The sequence below is a fragment of the Achromobacter sp. UMC71 genome, assembly GCF_014170305.1.
Taxonomy (GTDB): Bacteria; Pseudomonadota; Gammaproteobacteria; order Burkholderiales; family Burkholderiaceae_B; genus Achromobacter.
Genome location: NZ_LZZT01000008.1, coordinates 53,541 through 68,327, shown reverse-complemented (window position 1 = coordinate 68,327; position 14,787 = coordinate 53,541). Strand labels below are relative to the sequence as shown.

The 14,787-nt window shown below is 69.3% G+C and carries 16 protein-coding genes; 5 read left to right on the top strand and 11 right to left on the bottom strand.

The window, feature by feature from the left end:
• Positions 1 to 90 precede the first annotated feature (90 nt).
• On the bottom strand, positions 91 to 696 hold the full coding sequence (gene gstA / locus A9974_RS03215) for a glutathione transferase GstA (protein WP_183002714.1): 606 nt from the start codon (positions 694 to 696) through the stop codon (positions 91 to 93).
• 110 nt (positions 697 to 806) lie between these two features.
• Between gstA and A9974_RS03210 the strand changes: the two genes are divergently transcribed.
• Both A9974_RS03210 and A9974_RS03205 read left to right on the top strand, forming a co-directional pair.
• Positions 807 to 1,679 carry a LysR family transcriptional regulator gene (locus A9974_RS03210; protein ID WP_183002713.1) on the top strand — a complete coding sequence of 291 codons (873 nt, stop codon included), beginning with the start codon at positions 807 to 809 and terminating at the stop codon, positions 1,677 to 1,679.
• Positions 1,680 to 1,899: 220 nt separating this feature from the next.
• On the top strand, positions 1,900 to 2,328 hold the full coding sequence (locus A9974_RS03205; protein ID WP_183002712.1) for a GNAT family N-acetyltransferase: 429 nt from the start codon (positions 1,900 to 1,902) through the stop codon (positions 2,326 to 2,328).
• Between the two features lie 18 nt (positions 2,329 to 2,346).
• Here the strand turns inward: A9974_RS03205 and A9974_RS03200 are convergent, their stop codons facing one another.
• The gene (locus A9974_RS03200) at positions 2,347 to 3,249 is read right to left on the bottom strand and encodes a LysR family transcriptional regulator (RefSeq protein ID WP_183002711.1); all 903 of its coding nucleotides are present in this window, start codon (positions 3,247 to 3,249) and stop codon (positions 2,347 to 2,349) included.
• A gap of 108 nt (positions 3,250 to 3,357) precedes the next feature.
• Between A9974_RS03200 and A9974_RS03195 the strand changes: the two genes are divergently transcribed.
• Positions 3,358 to 4,566: an MFS transporter gene (locus tag A9974_RS03195; RefSeq protein ID WP_183002710.1), complete on the top strand. Its 1,209-nt coding sequence runs from the start codon at positions 3,358 to 3,360 to the stop codon at positions 4,564 to 4,566.
• Between the two features lie 43 nt (positions 4,567 to 4,609).
• Positions 4,610 to 5,278, top strand: a complete 669-nt coding sequence (locus tag A9974_RS03190; protein ID WP_183002709.1) for an HAD family phosphatase — start codon at positions 4,610 to 4,612, stop codon at positions 5,276 to 5,278.
• Positions 5,279 to 5,287: 9 nt separating this feature from the next.
• Here the strand turns inward: A9974_RS03190 and A9974_RS03185 are convergent, their stop codons facing one another.
• From A9974_RS03185 to A9974_RS03145, 9 genes are all read right to left on the bottom strand, one after another.
• On the bottom strand, positions 5,288 to 6,247 hold the full coding sequence (locus A9974_RS03185) for a DMT family transporter (RefSeq protein ID WP_183002708.1): 960 nt from the start codon (positions 6,245 to 6,247) through the stop codon (positions 5,288 to 5,290).
• 112 nt (positions 6,248 to 6,359) lie between these two features.
• Positions 6,360 to 7,241 carry an AraC family transcriptional regulator gene (locus A9974_RS03180; RefSeq protein WP_255467984.1) on the bottom strand — a complete coding sequence of 294 codons (882 nt, stop codon included), beginning with the start codon at positions 7,239 to 7,241 and terminating at the stop codon, positions 6,360 to 6,362.
• Positions 7,242 to 7,350: 109 nt separating this feature from the next.
• A complete protein-coding gene (locus A9974_RS03175; protein WP_370539563.1) occupies positions 7,351 to 8,649 on the bottom strand; it encodes an RNA polymerase sigma factor in 1,299 nt (432 codons plus the stop codon).
• On the bottom strand, positions 8,646 to 9,056 hold the full coding sequence (locus tag A9974_RS03170; protein WP_183002707.1) for a VOC family protein: 411 nt from the start codon (positions 9,054 to 9,056) through the stop codon (positions 8,646 to 8,648). Before A9974_RS03170 ends, A9974_RS03175 begins: the two co-directional genes overlap by 4 nt.
• 27 nt (positions 9,057 to 9,083) lie before the next feature.
• The gene (locus A9974_RS03165; protein WP_183002706.1) at positions 9,084 to 9,497 is read right to left on the bottom strand and encodes a YciI family protein; all 414 of its coding nucleotides are present in this window, start codon (positions 9,495 to 9,497) and stop codon (positions 9,084 to 9,086) included.
• 177 nt (positions 9,498 to 9,674) lie between these two features.
• Positions 9,675 to 10,028, bottom strand: a complete 354-nt coding sequence (locus A9974_RS03160; RefSeq protein ID WP_183002705.1) for a YciI family protein — start codon at positions 10,026 to 10,028, stop codon at positions 9,675 to 9,677.
• Positions 10,029 to 10,150: 122 nt separating this feature from the next.
• Positions 10,151 to 11,170, bottom strand: a complete 1,020-nt coding sequence (locus A9974_RS03155; RefSeq protein WP_183002704.1) for an OmpA family protein — start codon at positions 11,168 to 11,170, stop codon at positions 10,151 to 10,153.
• The gene (locus tag A9974_RS03150) at positions 11,167 to 12,033 is read right to left on the bottom strand and encodes a motility protein A (protein WP_183002703.1); all 867 of its coding nucleotides are present in this window, start codon (positions 12,031 to 12,033) and stop codon (positions 11,167 to 11,169) included. Before A9974_RS03150 ends, A9974_RS03155 begins: the two co-directional genes overlap by 4 nt.
• 255 nt (positions 12,034 to 12,288) lie before the next feature.
• A complete protein-coding gene (locus tag A9974_RS03145; RefSeq protein WP_183002702.1) occupies positions 12,289 to 12,879 on the bottom strand; it encodes a GNAT family N-acetyltransferase in 591 nt (196 codons plus the stop codon).
• 131 nt (positions 12,880 to 13,010) lie between these two features.
• Here A9974_RS03145 and A9974_RS03140 point away from each other — a divergent pair, with 131 nt between their 5' ends.
• Positions 13,011 to 14,645 carry an NYN domain-containing protein gene (locus A9974_RS03140; protein ID WP_183002701.1) on the top strand — a complete coding sequence of 545 codons (1,635 nt, stop codon included), beginning with the start codon at positions 13,011 to 13,013 and terminating at the stop codon, positions 14,643 to 14,645.
• The last annotated feature ends 142 nt before the right edge of the window (positions 14,646 to 14,787 follow it).

The following is a 14,787-nucleotide window of genomic DNA, read 5'->3' as shown; positions in this document are numbered from 1 at the left end:
AATGCTAGCACCGTGTTCACGATGGCGCTTGGCTACGGGGTGACAGGGTGTCCGATCCCGTACCCGAACTGCCCGCGCATCGCGCCGGCTTCAAGCGGCTGCTTCAGCGGCCAGCGCACGCTGCACCGCGGGCCGTGTCTCGATGCGGCGCTGGTACTCGGGCAGGCCGGGCCAGCGCGCCAGGTCGATCTCGAACAGCGCGGCCCAGCGCAGCACCGTGTACAGATAGGCGTCCGCCACGCCGTAGCGGTCGTCGACCAGCGCCTGGCGCCCGCGCAACGCAGCCGCCAGATAGTCCAGCCGTTTCTCCAGGCGCGCATGCCACCAGGTGCGCGCCTCCTCGGGCAGGGTGCGGTTGAACAGCGGGCCGAAGCCGCCGTGGATTTCCGTGGAAATGAAATTCAGCCACTCGTGCAGGCGGTTGCGGGCCCAGCTGCCCGCGGCCGGCGCCAGGCCGGCCTCGGGGCGCAGGTCAGCCAGGTATTGCACGATGGCGGGGCCTTCGGTCAGCACCTGGCCGCTGTCCAATTGCAGCGCTGCGACGTAGCCCTTGGGATTGAGGGCCAGGAAGTCTCCACCATCGGCGGTGCGTTTCGTCTGGTTGTTGACCCGGACCAATTCAAACGGCAGGGCCAGTTCGCGCAGCACGATATGCGGCGCCAGTGAGCAGGCGTTGGGGGCGTAATAGAGTTTCATGGGGACATCCTGGGCGATTGCACGCGGGTTTCGAAGGCGCCAGAATGAGGCCATGACAGCAATCCGTAAAATTACTCTTTCAGAAATGAGAAATAAGTTAGGCTAATGGAATGATGAACCTGATCCATTGGCGGCTGCTGCTGGCGGTGGCGGACGCCGGCAATATCACCCATGCCGCGCGCCAGGTGGGCATGACGCAGTCCGGCGCCAGCCAGGCCATCGCCCAGCTTGAACACCAACTGGGCGCGCCGCTGTTCACGCGCGAACGCCGCCAGAGCGTGCCCACGGCGCTGGGCCTGCGGGCGGTCCACGAAGCCCGCGCCATGCTGGAATCACTGGGCCGCATCCAGGCGCTGGCGCGCGAGGCGGCGGGCACGGCGGGCGGTGTCTTGCGGCTGGCCAGCTTTCCCATGGTGTTCTCGACGGTCCTGCCGCCGGTGCTGCGGCGCTTCCGGCAATTGCATCCGGCCATCGAGGTGTTGCCGTTGGAAGCCAGCGACAGCGAAATCGAAGACCTGTTGGCGGCCGGCACGGTGGATGTGGGCGTGGTGTTGAACCCGCCGGCCAGGCGCCGCACCTGTCCGCTGGGCGAAGACGACTGGGTGGCGGTATTGCCGGCCACGCATCCGCTGGCGCTGGGGGCATCCGTGTCCTTGGCGCAGTTGGCGGCGCAGCCTTTCGTGCTGGCTACCGGGGGCTGCACGGCCCACGCGGGCAGCGTGGCCGCCGATGCGGGCTTGACGCTGACGGACGTGCGCGCCCGGGTCATGGAATGGTCCAGCGCGTTCGCGTTGGTGCGCGACAACGTCGGCGTGGCGCTGGTGCCGGAATTGACCTTGCCCGACAATCGCCGCGGCCTGCGCATATTGCCGCTGGCATCGCCGGTGCGCCGGCGTTTTGCCTTGGCGGCGTCGGCCCAGGCTGCGGGCTCACCGGCGGTGCGGGCCTTGTTCGAGATGTTGCGAGGGGATGCGGCGCGCTGACGCGGTGTCGTGTGGTTGCGGAACGGAGGCGAGCCAAGTCAAGCCAAGGCAAGCGAGAAGCCAAGCCAAGCCGCGTCGTGCGTTGCGTGACGGCGCAACCGCGGCGCCGCAATGTTGCCTCGTCATGACAGCCGCTGCCGTCCGCGGTCGCCGCCACTCTTGCGTGGTCATCGCGCCGACATCGGGCGGTTCTAGCATCTACGCTTTTCCGCGAGGCGACATGATCATCCGCAATGCAGGCGTCGGCGACAGCGCCGATATCGTTGAACTGCTGGCCCAGCTGGGCTACCCCGGCACCCAGGCCTTCGTGCCGGAAAAAATCGAACGCCTGCTGGGGCATCGCGACGCCGAACTGCTGGTGGCCGAAGACGGCGGCCGGTTGCTGGGTTTCATCGGCCTGCATTTCATGGTGCAGCTGGCCCTGCCGGGCGACTTCTGCCGCATCACCTATTTCTGCGTCAGCGACTCGGCGCGCGGCAGCGGCGTGGGCCAGGCGCTGGAAGAGGCCGCCGCCTCGCTGGCCGCGGCCCGCGGCTGCGACCGCCTCGAAGTGCATTGCCACGAGCGGCGCGCGGATGCGCATCGCTTCTATTACCGCCAGGGCTACGAGGAATCGCCCAAGTATCTGATGAAGCGCTGCCAGCGCTGAACGCCGGCCGGGCGCGTGTCAGGCCGGGGCCAGGGCGGCGGCCAGCGTGCGCGCTGCCGGGCCCAGCGGCTGGTCGATGCGATGCGCCAGATAGACCTCGGTGGCGACCTGGCTGCCGCGCCCCAGGCTGCCCGTGGGCAGGCGCAGCAAGCGGCCGTCGGCCAGATCGCGTTCCACCAGCCATAGCGGCAGGCGGCCCCAGCCGACGCCTGCCAGGATCAGCGCATGCTTGGTGTCCTGCCCGCTGACCCGGCAGGTCTGGGGCGACAGCACGGCGAAGTCGCGGCCGTCGCTGAGCGTGGACGCGTCGGTCTGCACCACCTGCACGTGGTCGGCCAGGTCGGGCGCGGCCAGCGGCGGGCCGTCAGCCACGCGGGTGGCCAGCGGGTGGCTGGCGCCCACCACCGCTACCATTTGCACCGACGACAACGCCTGCAGCGCGATGCGCGGATGGCGAAAATGCTCGCCCGCCACGATGCCCAGCTGATGCGTGCCGGCCAGCAGCGCGGCGATGGGCCCGCCCAGCGGCAGCACGGCAACGCGCGTGGCCACCGACGGATACGCCGCGCGCAGGCGGTTGAGCGCCGCGCCCACCTGGTCGATGGGATACAGCGTGTCCACCACCAGCGACAATTCCAGTTCCACCCCTTCGCCCAACCCCAGGGCGCGCGCCCGCATCGCGTCCACGCGCAGGAGGATGTCGCGCGCGTTGGCCAGCAGCGCCTGGCCTTCGGGGGTCATGACGGGGCGGTGGCCGCCGCGGTCGAACAGCGTCACGCCCAACTGCGCTTCCATGTTGGCAATGGCGTGGCTGACGGCCGACTGCACGCGCGACAGGTGCTTGGCGGCGGCGCGGAAGCTGCCGGTGTCGGCAACGGCGGCGAACACGCGTAGCTGGTCCAGGGTCAGGGCGTCTATCATCGGGCGGCTTGATCTGTTTCATAGATCGGTTCCATCGAAAGATTATCACTTATCAGAATCAGCTCCGCCGGGCATGCTGGCGGCTTCAAGCGGTCAGGAGAGGCACGGATGGACAAGGCAGAAGGCGCGGCGCAGGCCGGCCAGCCGGCGGGAACCCGGTGGGGCGCGGTGCTGGCAATCGTGGGGGCGGGCGTGGTGGCATCGTTGCAGGTCGGCAAGGTGATCATCGCGGCGCCGCTCTTGCGCCGCGATCTGGGGCTGGACCTGGCGTCCATCGGCACGCTGACGGCGGTGTTTTCGATTCTGGGCGTGCTCGGCGGCATCGCGGCCGGCGGCGTCATCGCCCGCTATGGCGCGCGCCGCATGCTGCTGTGGGGCCTGGCGGCTACCGCGCTGGGCACGGCCGCGGGCGCGCTGGCGCCGGGCTATGGGGCCTTGCTGGCCTCGCGGGTGGTGGAAGGCCTGGGCTTTCTGCTGATCACGGTGGCCGGCCCCGCGGCGCTGCAGCGGCTGGTGCTGCCGTCCAGCCGCGACCTGGCCTTTGCCCTCTGGAGCTGCTACATGCCTACCGGCATGGCGGTGGCCATGCTGGCCTCGCAGGCGTTCGGGGACTGGCACGCCTACTGGTGGTGCGCCGGTGCCGCGGTGCTGGTGGCGTTGGCCTGCGTGGCCGCGCTGGCGCCCGCCAATCCCGGCGGCGCCGGCCTGTCGTGGGCCGGCCTGCGCCGCGACACGGCCGATACGCTGGGCGCGGCCGGGCCGCTGTTGCTGGCCGCGTCGTTCACGCTCTACAGCCTGATGTTCTTCGCGCTGTTCACCTTCCTGCCTGTGCTGCTGATGGACAAGCTGGGCCTGCCGTTGGCCACCGCTGGCCTGTACACCGCCGCGGCCACCGCCGCCAATATCATCGGTAACCTCGGCGCGGGCGTGTTGCTGTCGCGCGGCTGGCGCCGCTCGACGCTCATCGCCTGCGCCAGCGCGGCGATGGGCGTGGTGGCGCTGCTGATCTTCCGCTCGGTGCTGCCGGCGATGCCCACGTTTCTGCTGTGCGTGCTGTTTTCGGCGGTGGGCGGCTTGATTCCGGCCACGTTGCTTGGCACGGCGCCCCTGGTGGCGCCGCGGCCGGCGCTGACGGCATCTGCCGTGGGGTTGGTCATGATGGGCAGCAACCTGGGGCAGGTGATCGGGCCGGTCACCGTGGGCGGCGTCATCGACCGCTACGGCTGGGCGCAGGCCGCGCTGATCGTGGCGGGGGCGGCGCTGGGCGGGGTGTTCGTTGCCTGGCGGCTGCGGCGCTTGAATGGCGCGCGGCTGTAACGCAGCAGGCCTATCATGCAAGCTTGTACTTCCTGGAGCTGCTATGGCTACGCTTGTCCCGCGCCTGGTCATTTTCGATTGCGACGGCGTCCTGATCGATAGCGAAATCATCGCCGCGCGCGCCCAGTCGCGCGCGCTGGCCGAACACGGCATTGCGATCACGCCGCAAGAGGCCGCCCGGCGCTTCGCCGGCATTCCGGATGCCGACATGTGGCAGACCCTGCAGGACGAAAACGCCAGCGTGCTGCCCGAGGATTTTCCGCGCCAGTACGCCGACCGCCTGCAGGACACCTTCCGCCAGGAGCTGCGCGCGCTGCCCGGCGTGCGTGAGACCCTGGCCGCGTTGCGCCTGCGCGGCATCGAATACTGCGTGGCCTCCAGCAGCACACCGCCCAAGCTGGAGGCGGCGCTGAAACTGGTGGGCCTGTGGGACGCGTTCGCGCCCAATGTGTTCAGCACCGCGCAGGTGGCGCACGGCAAGCCGGCGCCGGACGTCTTCCTGTTCGCCGCGCGGCAGATGCGCACGGCCATCCTGGAATGCGTGGTGGTCGAAGACAGCGTGCCCGGCGTGCGCGCCGCCCGGGCCGCGCGCATGCGGGCCGTGGGCTACGTGGGCGCTTCGCATAACGGGCCGGACCAGCGCAAGCGTCTGCTGGACGAGGGCGCGTTCGCGGTCATCGACGATCTGCAGCGCTTGACGGAAATCATCTAGCGCGCCGCTTCACGCCGCCGCCGGTACCGGCTCGGGCTTGACCCGCACCGCGCGCAGCACGCCGATCATCAGCAGGCCGATACCCGCCAGCGTCAGCGGCTGCGGCATGTTGCCGCGCAGGATAAAGGCATAGGCCAGCGCCGCCAGCGTTTCAAACACGATCAGCTGGCCCGCCAGGGCGGTGGGCAGGCGCTGGCTGGCTTCGTTCCAGCACAGCGTGCCCAGCCACGACGAGAACAGGCCGATGATGATCATCAACCCCAGGAACACCTCCGGACGCGGGCCCAGCGGCATCTCGAAACCGCTGCCCGTGGCGGCCATGCCGCCCCACAGCAGGCCGTAGCCGGCCAGCGCCAGCGGCAGCGTGGCCACGCCCTGGGCGGTGGCCCAGGTGCGCGGGCTGCGGCCGGGGTGGTCGCGCAGCCAGTCGGCGTTGCGCAAGGGATACCAGGTCCAGCAGGCCACCGCGCCCAGCGCCAGCACCGCGCCGATGGCGTAACGCGTGAGATCCGCATCGGCCTCCTGGCGCAGCGCTTGCAATTCCACCTGGTTGACGCAGCCAATGCCCAGCGCGATCAAGGCCAGCGAGGGCGCCAGCCGCTTCCATGGCAGCCGGCCGTCGCGGCGCGCGTTGCGCAGGTTGGCGCAGATGGCGATCACCACGGGCAGGGTGCCGATGATCATCGTCGGCACCGGGCCGCCGGCGCGCTGGATGGCGCTGGCCAGGCAAAGGTAATAGAGCAGGTTGCCGATGGCGGCCAGCTTCAGCGCTTCGATCCAGTCGGCGCGGGTCAGCTGGCGCAGGGCCTTGCGGTCCAGCCAGGCCAGCGGCAACGCGATCAGGCCGAACGCCAGGTAGCGCGCCACCGACTGCAGGGCGGCGGGATATTCAGGCAGCAGCAGCGGCCCGACGAACACCAGGCCCCACATCAGGCCGGCCGCCAGGGCGTACAAGGTTCCTGCCCACATAAAGACTCCCATCGCGATTGAACAGACGGGCCAGTCTAGGTGGCGGGGGCAGGGCCGGTCTTGTACCAGATTGCTGCGGCGCGTGAGCCCCGCGGCACGGCAGTCCGTGGCCCTACGCGCGCACCTGCTTCTGATAGCGTGCCGGCGTGACGCCGTAGCGGCGGGTGAAAGCGCGGGTCAGGTGGGCCTGGTCGGTCAGGCCGGCGGCCAGCGCGGTCTGCGCCGGCGTTTCGCCCGCGGCCAGCAGGCGCTTGGCCTCGAACAGGCGCAGCGCCATCAGCATCTGCTGCGGCGTGGCGTGATGCTGCGCCTGGAAGCTGCGCAGGAAGTGAAAGGGGCTCAGGCCAGCCACGTCGGCCAGTTCGTCGAGCGACAGGCGGCGCGCCAGGTTGGCGCGCAGGTAATCGATGACACGGGCAAAACGCGGCGCGCCTTCGGCCCGCAGCGGCCGCGGCACGCGGGCATGACGGCGGAATTCCGCCAGCAGCGCATACAGGGCGCTGTCAAAGGCCAGGGGCTCGCGTGCTTGCCACAGCGCGTCCAGCAGGGTGGTGACGCGCTGCGCGCTGGCGGCGTCGTGGCCCACCGCGCAGTCGAACCACCAGTCGGCTTCACCGGTCACCCGCGCGACCACGGCGGGGTCGATGTACGCCATGCGGTAGCGCCAGCCGCCTTCGGTCTCGGCTTGGCCGGTATGCAGTTCGTCGGGATTCATCAGCACCACCGAGCCGGGCGGCGCCAGATGCTCGGCGCCGCGGTAGCGGAAGCGCTCTACCCCGGTTTCGATCGCGCCCAGGCCAAAGGCTTCGTGCGTATGCGGCTCGAAGGCGTGGCGGATGATGTGGGCGCGGTACAACTCGACGCCAGGCCGGTGCGCCTGGCGGCGGAATTCGGCGCGGTCGTTCGGATGGTCGAAGGCCTGCGGCACGCCCGCGAAGGTGGCTACGGCGGGCGCGGCAGGGGCGCCGCGGGTGAAAGGCAGAGGGGAAGCCATGACGGAATTTAAGCACGTCCGGGCGCATCCGCACGAACCGCAACATGCCGGACCGCTATCGGCCTGCGCGGGTTGACGCAATGTGAGCCGCCGCGCGTCCCGGTTACGCCTACTCGCCCGGGGGACCGTCCCGCATGTCGTTCATCCGCGCCAGCAGCATGTCGCGTTCCCGCGCATTGCGCGTCATGCCGGCCGCGCGTTCGAATTCCGTCATGGCTTCGGCGCGCCGGCCCAGCTTGGCCAGCAGGTCGCCGCGCACACTGGGCAGCCAGTGGTAGTTGGCCAGCGCCGGGTCTTGCGCCAATTCGTCGGCCAGATCCAGCCCGGCTTGCGGGCCAAAGGCCATGCCCACGGCGACGGCGCGGTTCAGTTCCACCACCGGCGACGGCATGGCCTGCGCCAGCGCGTCGTACAGCGCCACGATGTGCGGCCAGTCGGTGTCCTCGGCCCGCCGCGCCCGGGCATGGCAGGCGGCCAGGCCGGCCTGCAGCGCATATGGGCCGCTGGCGCCGCCCAGTGCTTCGGCGCGCGCCAGGGCGGCCAGGCCGCGGCGGATCAGCAGCGTGTCCCAGCGGCTGCGGTCCTGTTCCAACAGCAGCACCGGGCGGTCCTGGGCGTCGCTGCGGGCATGCAGCCGCGAGGCCTGCAGTTCCATCAGCGCCACCAGCCCGTGCACTTCGCTGTCGTCCGGCGCCAGCTGGGCCAGGATGCGGCCCAGCCGCAGCGCTTCGTCGCACAGCGCCGGGCGCATCCAGTCTGCGCCCGCGGTGGCGGAATAGCCCTCGTTGAAGATCAGGTAGATCACTTCCAGCACGGACGCCAGGCGCGGCGCGCGTTCCTGGGGGCCGGGCACTTCGAACGGCACGCGGGCCGCCGACAGGCTGCGCTTGGCCCGCACGATGCGCTGCGCGATGGTGGATTCCGAGGCCAGGAACGCGCGCGCGATCTCGGCGGTGGACAGCCCGCCCAATAGGCGCAGCGTCAGCGCCACGCGCGCCTCGGTGGACAGCAGCGGGTGGCAGGCGGTGAACACCAGGCGCAGCAGGTCGTCGCCGATGTCGTCCTGGCGCGCGGCGTCCAGCGCATCGACGAAGTCAGGTTCCACGTCGGCCTGCAACGCTTCCAGTTCGTGCCCGATCTGTTCATGCTTGCGGCGGTGGATGGCATCGAGCCGCAAGCGGTCGCGGGCGCGGTTTTTTGCGGTGGTCATGAGCCAGGCTCCCGGGTTGTCCGGCACGCCGCTGACCGGCCAGTGTTCCAGCGCGGCCACCAGCGCATCCTGGGCCAGTTCTTCGGCCAGCCCGACGTCGCGCACCAGGCGCGCGACCCCGGCGATGACGCTGGCGGCTTCGATCCGCCAGACGGCTTCGATGGCGCGGTGCGTGGCGGCGGCGTCCGGCAAGGTCATGCCTGCGGGGGCTCGCCGGGGGCCATGTAGAACACTTCCCAGATATGGCCGTCCAGGTCGTCAAAACCGTGGCTGTACATGACGCCGCCGTGTTCTTGCGGCTGGCGGGGGACGGTGGCGCCAGCGGCCTTGGCGCGGGCGACCAGGTCGTCGACCTCGGCGCGGCTTTCGCACGACAGGGCGATCAGCACTTCGGTGCTTTTCGTGGCATCTGCGATGGGCTTGCCGGTAAAGCCCTGGAAGAACGGCTTGACCAGCAGCATGACGTAGATGTCGTCGCTGACGACCATGCAGGCGCCCTGGTCATTGGTGAATTGCGGGTTGAAGGTAAAGCCCAGGCGCTTGAAGAAGGCCTGCGACTTCTGCATGTCGCTGATGGGGAGATTGACGAAGATCTGCTTGTGCATGGCGGCTCTCGGGTTGGGCTGGGGGGCTTAGCGGCCGTTGCCGGGCAGGGCGCGGAAACGTTCGATTTCCTCGCCGGCGCCCAGGTCGTCCAGTTCGTACAGCTGGCGCACTTCGATTTCGCAAGGCTGATCAGGGAAGGGATCGGGAAAGCGCAGCGTCCATTGCAGGGCTTCCTCGCGCGAGCGCACCTGGATCAAGGAGTAGCCGGCGATCAGCTCCTTGGTGTCGGCGAACGGGCCGTCCACGACGCTGCGCTGGCCCTTGCTGTCATAGCGCACCCGCCAGCCTGCGGACGTGGGCCGCAGGCCGTTGGCGTCGAGCAGGACGCCGGCCTTGGCCAGGGCTTCGTGATAGGTGCTCATGGCGGCGAGCAGGCTGGCTTCCGGCAGCTTGCCGGCTTCGCTGTCGGGCGTGGCGCGGACGATGATCATGAATCGCATCGAAATCTCCTGGTGTCGGGGGTAAGGCCCCGGTGTTCGGGGCTTGTACCGGCACGACGCATGGCAAGGGCGGACATCGACATCGATATCGCGAACCTAGGGTAAACACCTAATCGATGGCTCGTCCGCGGCCCGCGGCCGGGGCCGGCGCCCGCCCACGAAGAGCCCGCCAGGGCATTACAGGAAACAGGGCCCTAATTCGCGCACCTCGACCGTGGCCCACTGCGCGGCCGGGCACTCGGCGGCCAGCGCCAGCGCTTCGTCGCGGCTGTCGGTGGTCAAGAGGAAAAAGCCGCCGATCATTTCCTTGGCTTCGGCGAAGGGGCCGTCAACCAGCGTGCGCTGGCCGTCACGCACGCGCAGCCGCACGCCTTCGGCATCGGATTTCAGGGATTCGGCGGCCGCCAGCAAGCCGCGCGCTTGCAGGCCTTCGGCGTAGCGCAACATCTGCGCATAGGCCTCCTGGCCTTCTGCGGGCGTGCGCTCGGCGCGCTGGCCACGCGGTTCGACAATCAGCATCAGGTACGGCATGGGATCTTCCCGGGATCGACAAGCCGCCAGATTACCGCCGTTTGCGCCGGGCCGGGAAGGCAGCGGCGCCGACCGATGCGAACAAAAGAAAACCGGCCGCGGCCGGTTGGGGCGACACGGGATCAGGAATTGCCGGGCGGGGCGGCGGCGGGGGCCTGCGCCGGCTTGGCGCTGGCCGCCGTCGCCGTCTTGCCGTCCGCGGCCTTGGCTTCGCCTTGGGCCGGCTTGGCCTGGCCCGGCTGTTGCGCCGCCGTGATGTCCATGATCAGCTCCACCCGGCGGTTCGCGGCGCGGCCCGCGGGGGTGTCGTTCGATTCGATCGGGCGGGTTTCCGCATAGCCCACCGCACGCAGGCGGCTGCCGGCCACACCATCGCGCACCAGCTCGCGCAGCACGCTGGTGGCGCGGCTGCTGGACAGTTCCCAGTTGGACGCGAACTGGCGCGTCTGAATCGGCACGGGGTCGCTGTGGCCTTCGACCGACACCTGGTACGCGTTCTTGTTCAGGATCACGGCCAGGCGCTTGATCACGTCCAGCCCGGCGGCGCTGAGCGTGGCCTGGCCCGACGGGAACAGCAGTTCGTTGCTGATGCGGAAACTGACCGACTGCTCGTTGATGATGACGTCGACCGACTTGCCCAGGTCGCCCAGCCCCAAGGATTCCTTGGACGGCGCCTTCAGCGGCTTGGCGGCGTCCGCTACCACCACGCCATCGGCCGGCGTTTCGGCGTCAGCCGCGGGGGCCGCCGCGACGGGGGCGGGCGGTTCGGCCCAGCTGGCGGGAATCGCCACGGCATCGAATTCGGAATACTCGCCGTCATAGGTGGGCAGGCCCTTGACGGCCACGCTGCCCACCAGGTCCACCTGCTTGTCGCCGGCCTCGTAAAAGCCGCCGTGCAGGCGCGACACGGCCAGCAGCACCACCAGCATGGCCAGCAGCAGCGTGATCAGGTCCAGGTAGCTCAGCAGCCAGTTTTCGGCGTCCTGCTCGACCGTTTCCTCGACGTGCCAGCGGGCGTAGCGATCTTTGCGGTCGCTCTTGCTCGGGCGCCAGCCGCTATTGGCCGCCGCCTTCTGCGCGCGCATCTGGGCCTGGCGGGCCTGCTCGATCCGCTGCGCCAGGGAAGGAGAAATCAGGCTCATTGACGCGCGGCGGCAGGGCGGGTAATGGACACAGGCTTGGCCGCGGCCGGGGCGACCTGGCCCTCGGTCTTGGCGCGCGGCGCCGACGCGCCGCCGTCGTAGATTTCGTCTTCGACGTGCATCACGAACGAATTCAGGGTTTCGCGCACCACGGCCGGGCCGCGCTTCTCGCACATCATGGCAATGCCCTGCAGCACCATGTTCATGGATTCCACGCGGCGGGCCGTGCGGCGCTCCAGCTTCACGGCAATCGGCTTGCACACCAGGTTGGCCAGCAGGATGCCGTAGAACGTAGTCATCAGACCGATGGCCAGTTGCTGGCCGATCATGGTCATGCTGCCGTCGCCCAGCACCGCCATCAGGTTGATCAGGCCGATCAGCGTGCCCAGCATGCCGAAGGCCGGCGCGAACGTGGCCATGACGCGGAACATCTGCGCCTCGGCCATTTCACGGGCCCGCAGCCGCGACACGCGCCACTGCAGCAGTTCGATGATCTGGTCTTCCGGCGTGTTGTCGATGATGAGCTGCACGCCGGTGCGCAGGAACGGGTTGGTGACCTTCTTGAGCTCCTGCTCGACCTTGTGCACATCCGTGTTCATCCACAGCTGCGCCATGGATACGAGTTCCTCGATGTCGCGCTGCTGGTCGTGCTGGTCGTTGCGGAACACCGTCACCACCAGCTTGAAGACCCGCATCACTTCGGACAGCGGGTAGGCGATGAACAGCGCGGCGCAGGTGCCGCCCAGCACGATGGCCAGGCCCGGCAGGTTGAAGTACAGGCCCGGGTCGGTGGCGGCCAGCGCCACGACGATAACCAGGGTAAGCAGGCCGACGACGGCGCCGATGACGGTAGACGGATTCATGGATCTTGCCCGATAGCGATGGCATTGCGTTCACGGAATGCCGGATGGTGGCAAATTCTAGCCACGGTCCGGGCGAACCAATCGGGAAGAAAACGGGGCGAAAGGGGCGGTAAGCGCCGGCTTAAACCGCTATTCAGCTGGCGCGCCGGGGCGCGCCAGAGGAGAAAAAAGGGGGGCGGATCGAGCGCATCCGGCCGGGGCCGGCGCCGGGGAGTCGGAGGCGTCCACGCAGGCATGTGGGGACGCCGCCCCGCTTCAGTCCGGCTTGGCTGCCCCGGCCGAGTGACCTCGGCGCTGCATCCGCCATTCGTCGCGGGTGATCTCCCACACCTCGGCCTGCTGCCGGCCCGAGACGAAGCCGCGCTCCTCGGTTGCCACCAGCCGCATGCCAGTACGCTGGGACAGCCTGCGCGACCCCTCATTGGCCACCGCTTTGGGGGCCTGCAGCACCGGCTGGTCCAGCACGTCGAACCAATATGCCGTCACGGCTTCGCTGGCCTCGGTCATGTAACCGCGGCGGTGGAATTGCGGATCCAGCCAGAAGCCGCGGTTGTTGCCGGGGTCGTCCTGCATCAGGCTGATGATGCCGATCAGGCGGTCCGGTTCGGCGCGGGTGCGCAGCGACCAGTGCCATTGCACGCCGCGCCGCATTGCCGGCAGCGCCACCTGTTCCACATAGGTGCGCGCACCGTCAGGCGGGTAGGGCCAGGGCACCTGGTCGGCCAAGTAGCGCACCACTTCCCACTGCGCAAAGATGCGCTGGATGGCGGGCGCGTCGTCCAGGCTCAGGGGCGGCAGGATCAGGCGTTCGGTGGCAAGCGTGGGCAGCGCGGGGGCGTCGGGCATTGGGGCGGGTCGTCGGTGTCCGGGGTTGGACAGGCGGATATGTATATCATGAGCGACATATCGCGGCTGAACGTCGTGGGTCCTCATCTTGTATTGACCGCCCCTCGGCCGCCGCAGCAACGGAGAAGAATATGAATGCCAACGAAAACGTCAGCATGGCGCTTTTTTGCGACTTCGAGAACGTGGCGCTTGGCGTGCGCGACACGAAATACCAGAAGTTCGACATCCGGCCGGTGCTCGAACGCCTGCTGCTCAAGGGCAGCATCGTGGTCAAGAAGGCCTATTGCGACTGGGAGCGCTACAAGGAATTCAAGGCGCCCATGCACGAGGCCAATTTCGAGCTGATCGAAATTCCGCACGTGCGCCAGTCGGGCAAGAATTCGGCCGACATCCGCCTGGTGGTGGACGCGCTGGACTTCTGCTACACCAAATCGCACGTCAACACCTTTGTGATCATCAGCGGCGATTCCGATTTTTCGCCCCTGGTGTCCAAGCTGCGCGAGAACAACAAAAAGGTGATCGGGGTGGGCGTCAAGCAATCCACCTCGGACCTGTTGATCGCCAACTGCGACGAATTCATTTTCTATGACGACCTGGCCCGCGAAGGCCAGCGCGCCGCCGATGCCCGCCGCGACAACCGCGGCGCCGCCAACACCGCGCAGCGCCGTTCGCCGGACGAAGAGCGCCGCCGCAAGGAAGAGCTGGAGGCCCGCAAGACGCAGGCGGTCGACATGGTGGTCGAGACCTTCGAGGCCCTGATGGCCGAACGCGGCGACAGTGGCAAGGTCTGGGCCTCTGCCCTGAAAGACGCGCTCAAGCGCCGCCGGCCGGATTTCAACGAGTCGTACTACGGCTTCCGCGCTTTCGGCAATCTGCTGGACGAGGCCCAGTCGCGCGGCTTCCTGGAGGTGGGCCGCGAAGAAAAATCGGGCACCTACGTGTACCGCGACAGCGCCGGCGCGGCGCCGGCCCGAGCCGGTGGCAAGCCCGCGCTGCGTGCCATGGCGTCGACGGCGCAGGGTCACGATGGCCAGGCGGACGCCGGGGGCGCCAACGACGAGACCGAGGCCCGGCCGGGGCGCAACGCCCGAGGCGGCCGCAAGCACCCGGACGCTTCGGGCGGCCGAGGCGGCCGCGCGGGGGCGGGCCGCAATGCGGGGCGTAACGAATCGGGACGTGACGGCGACGAGTCTGCCGCGTTGCCGTTGTGGGGCGAGGAACCGGCCGCCGAGACGGCGCAGCCATTCGAGCCGGCGCAGTCCGCGCTGCAGGTGGCGGATGCATTACCGGGCGACGCCGCATCTTCGGCGCCTGACGCAACCCCTCCCGCCGAGGGCAAGAACCGGCGCGGTTCGCGCGGCGGCCGCGGCGCGGCCAAGAGCGCACGCAACGCCGCGGCGCCAGCCGGGGAACCGGGCGATGCGCACGGCGCGCCGTCGCAAGCCGCAGCCGCCCGTTCCGAGGCAGCGCAGCCTGAAGCGGCTCAGTCAGGCGCGGCGCAAGCCACGGACTCGGACCCTGTGGCTCGGTCCACGACATTCGCCGAAAGCGATGCTTCGCGAACCGAGGGGGAACCGGCCGAGTCGGCCTCACCGTCCAGCGCCACCGGCCGCAAGCCGCGCGCAGCCAAGTCCGGCCGGCGTACGTCCGCGGCATCGGCCAAGCAGGCCGACGCGCCCGCTCCGCAAGCCGCGGCTGAGGCCAAGCCGGCGCGCAAGACCGCGACGCGCGCCCGCCGTCCGCGCAAGGCTGCCGACGCCGAATAGGGCCTGGTAACACTAAAAGGCGGGCCGGCCGATTACCTGCCAGTGCGAGGCTCCTTTTAGTGTCGACAGGCCCTGACCGTCCAGCGAGCCGGCGCGGTGATTTGGCCGCGCCAGGCCGGCCGGCGCCGTCCTGCTACGCGTA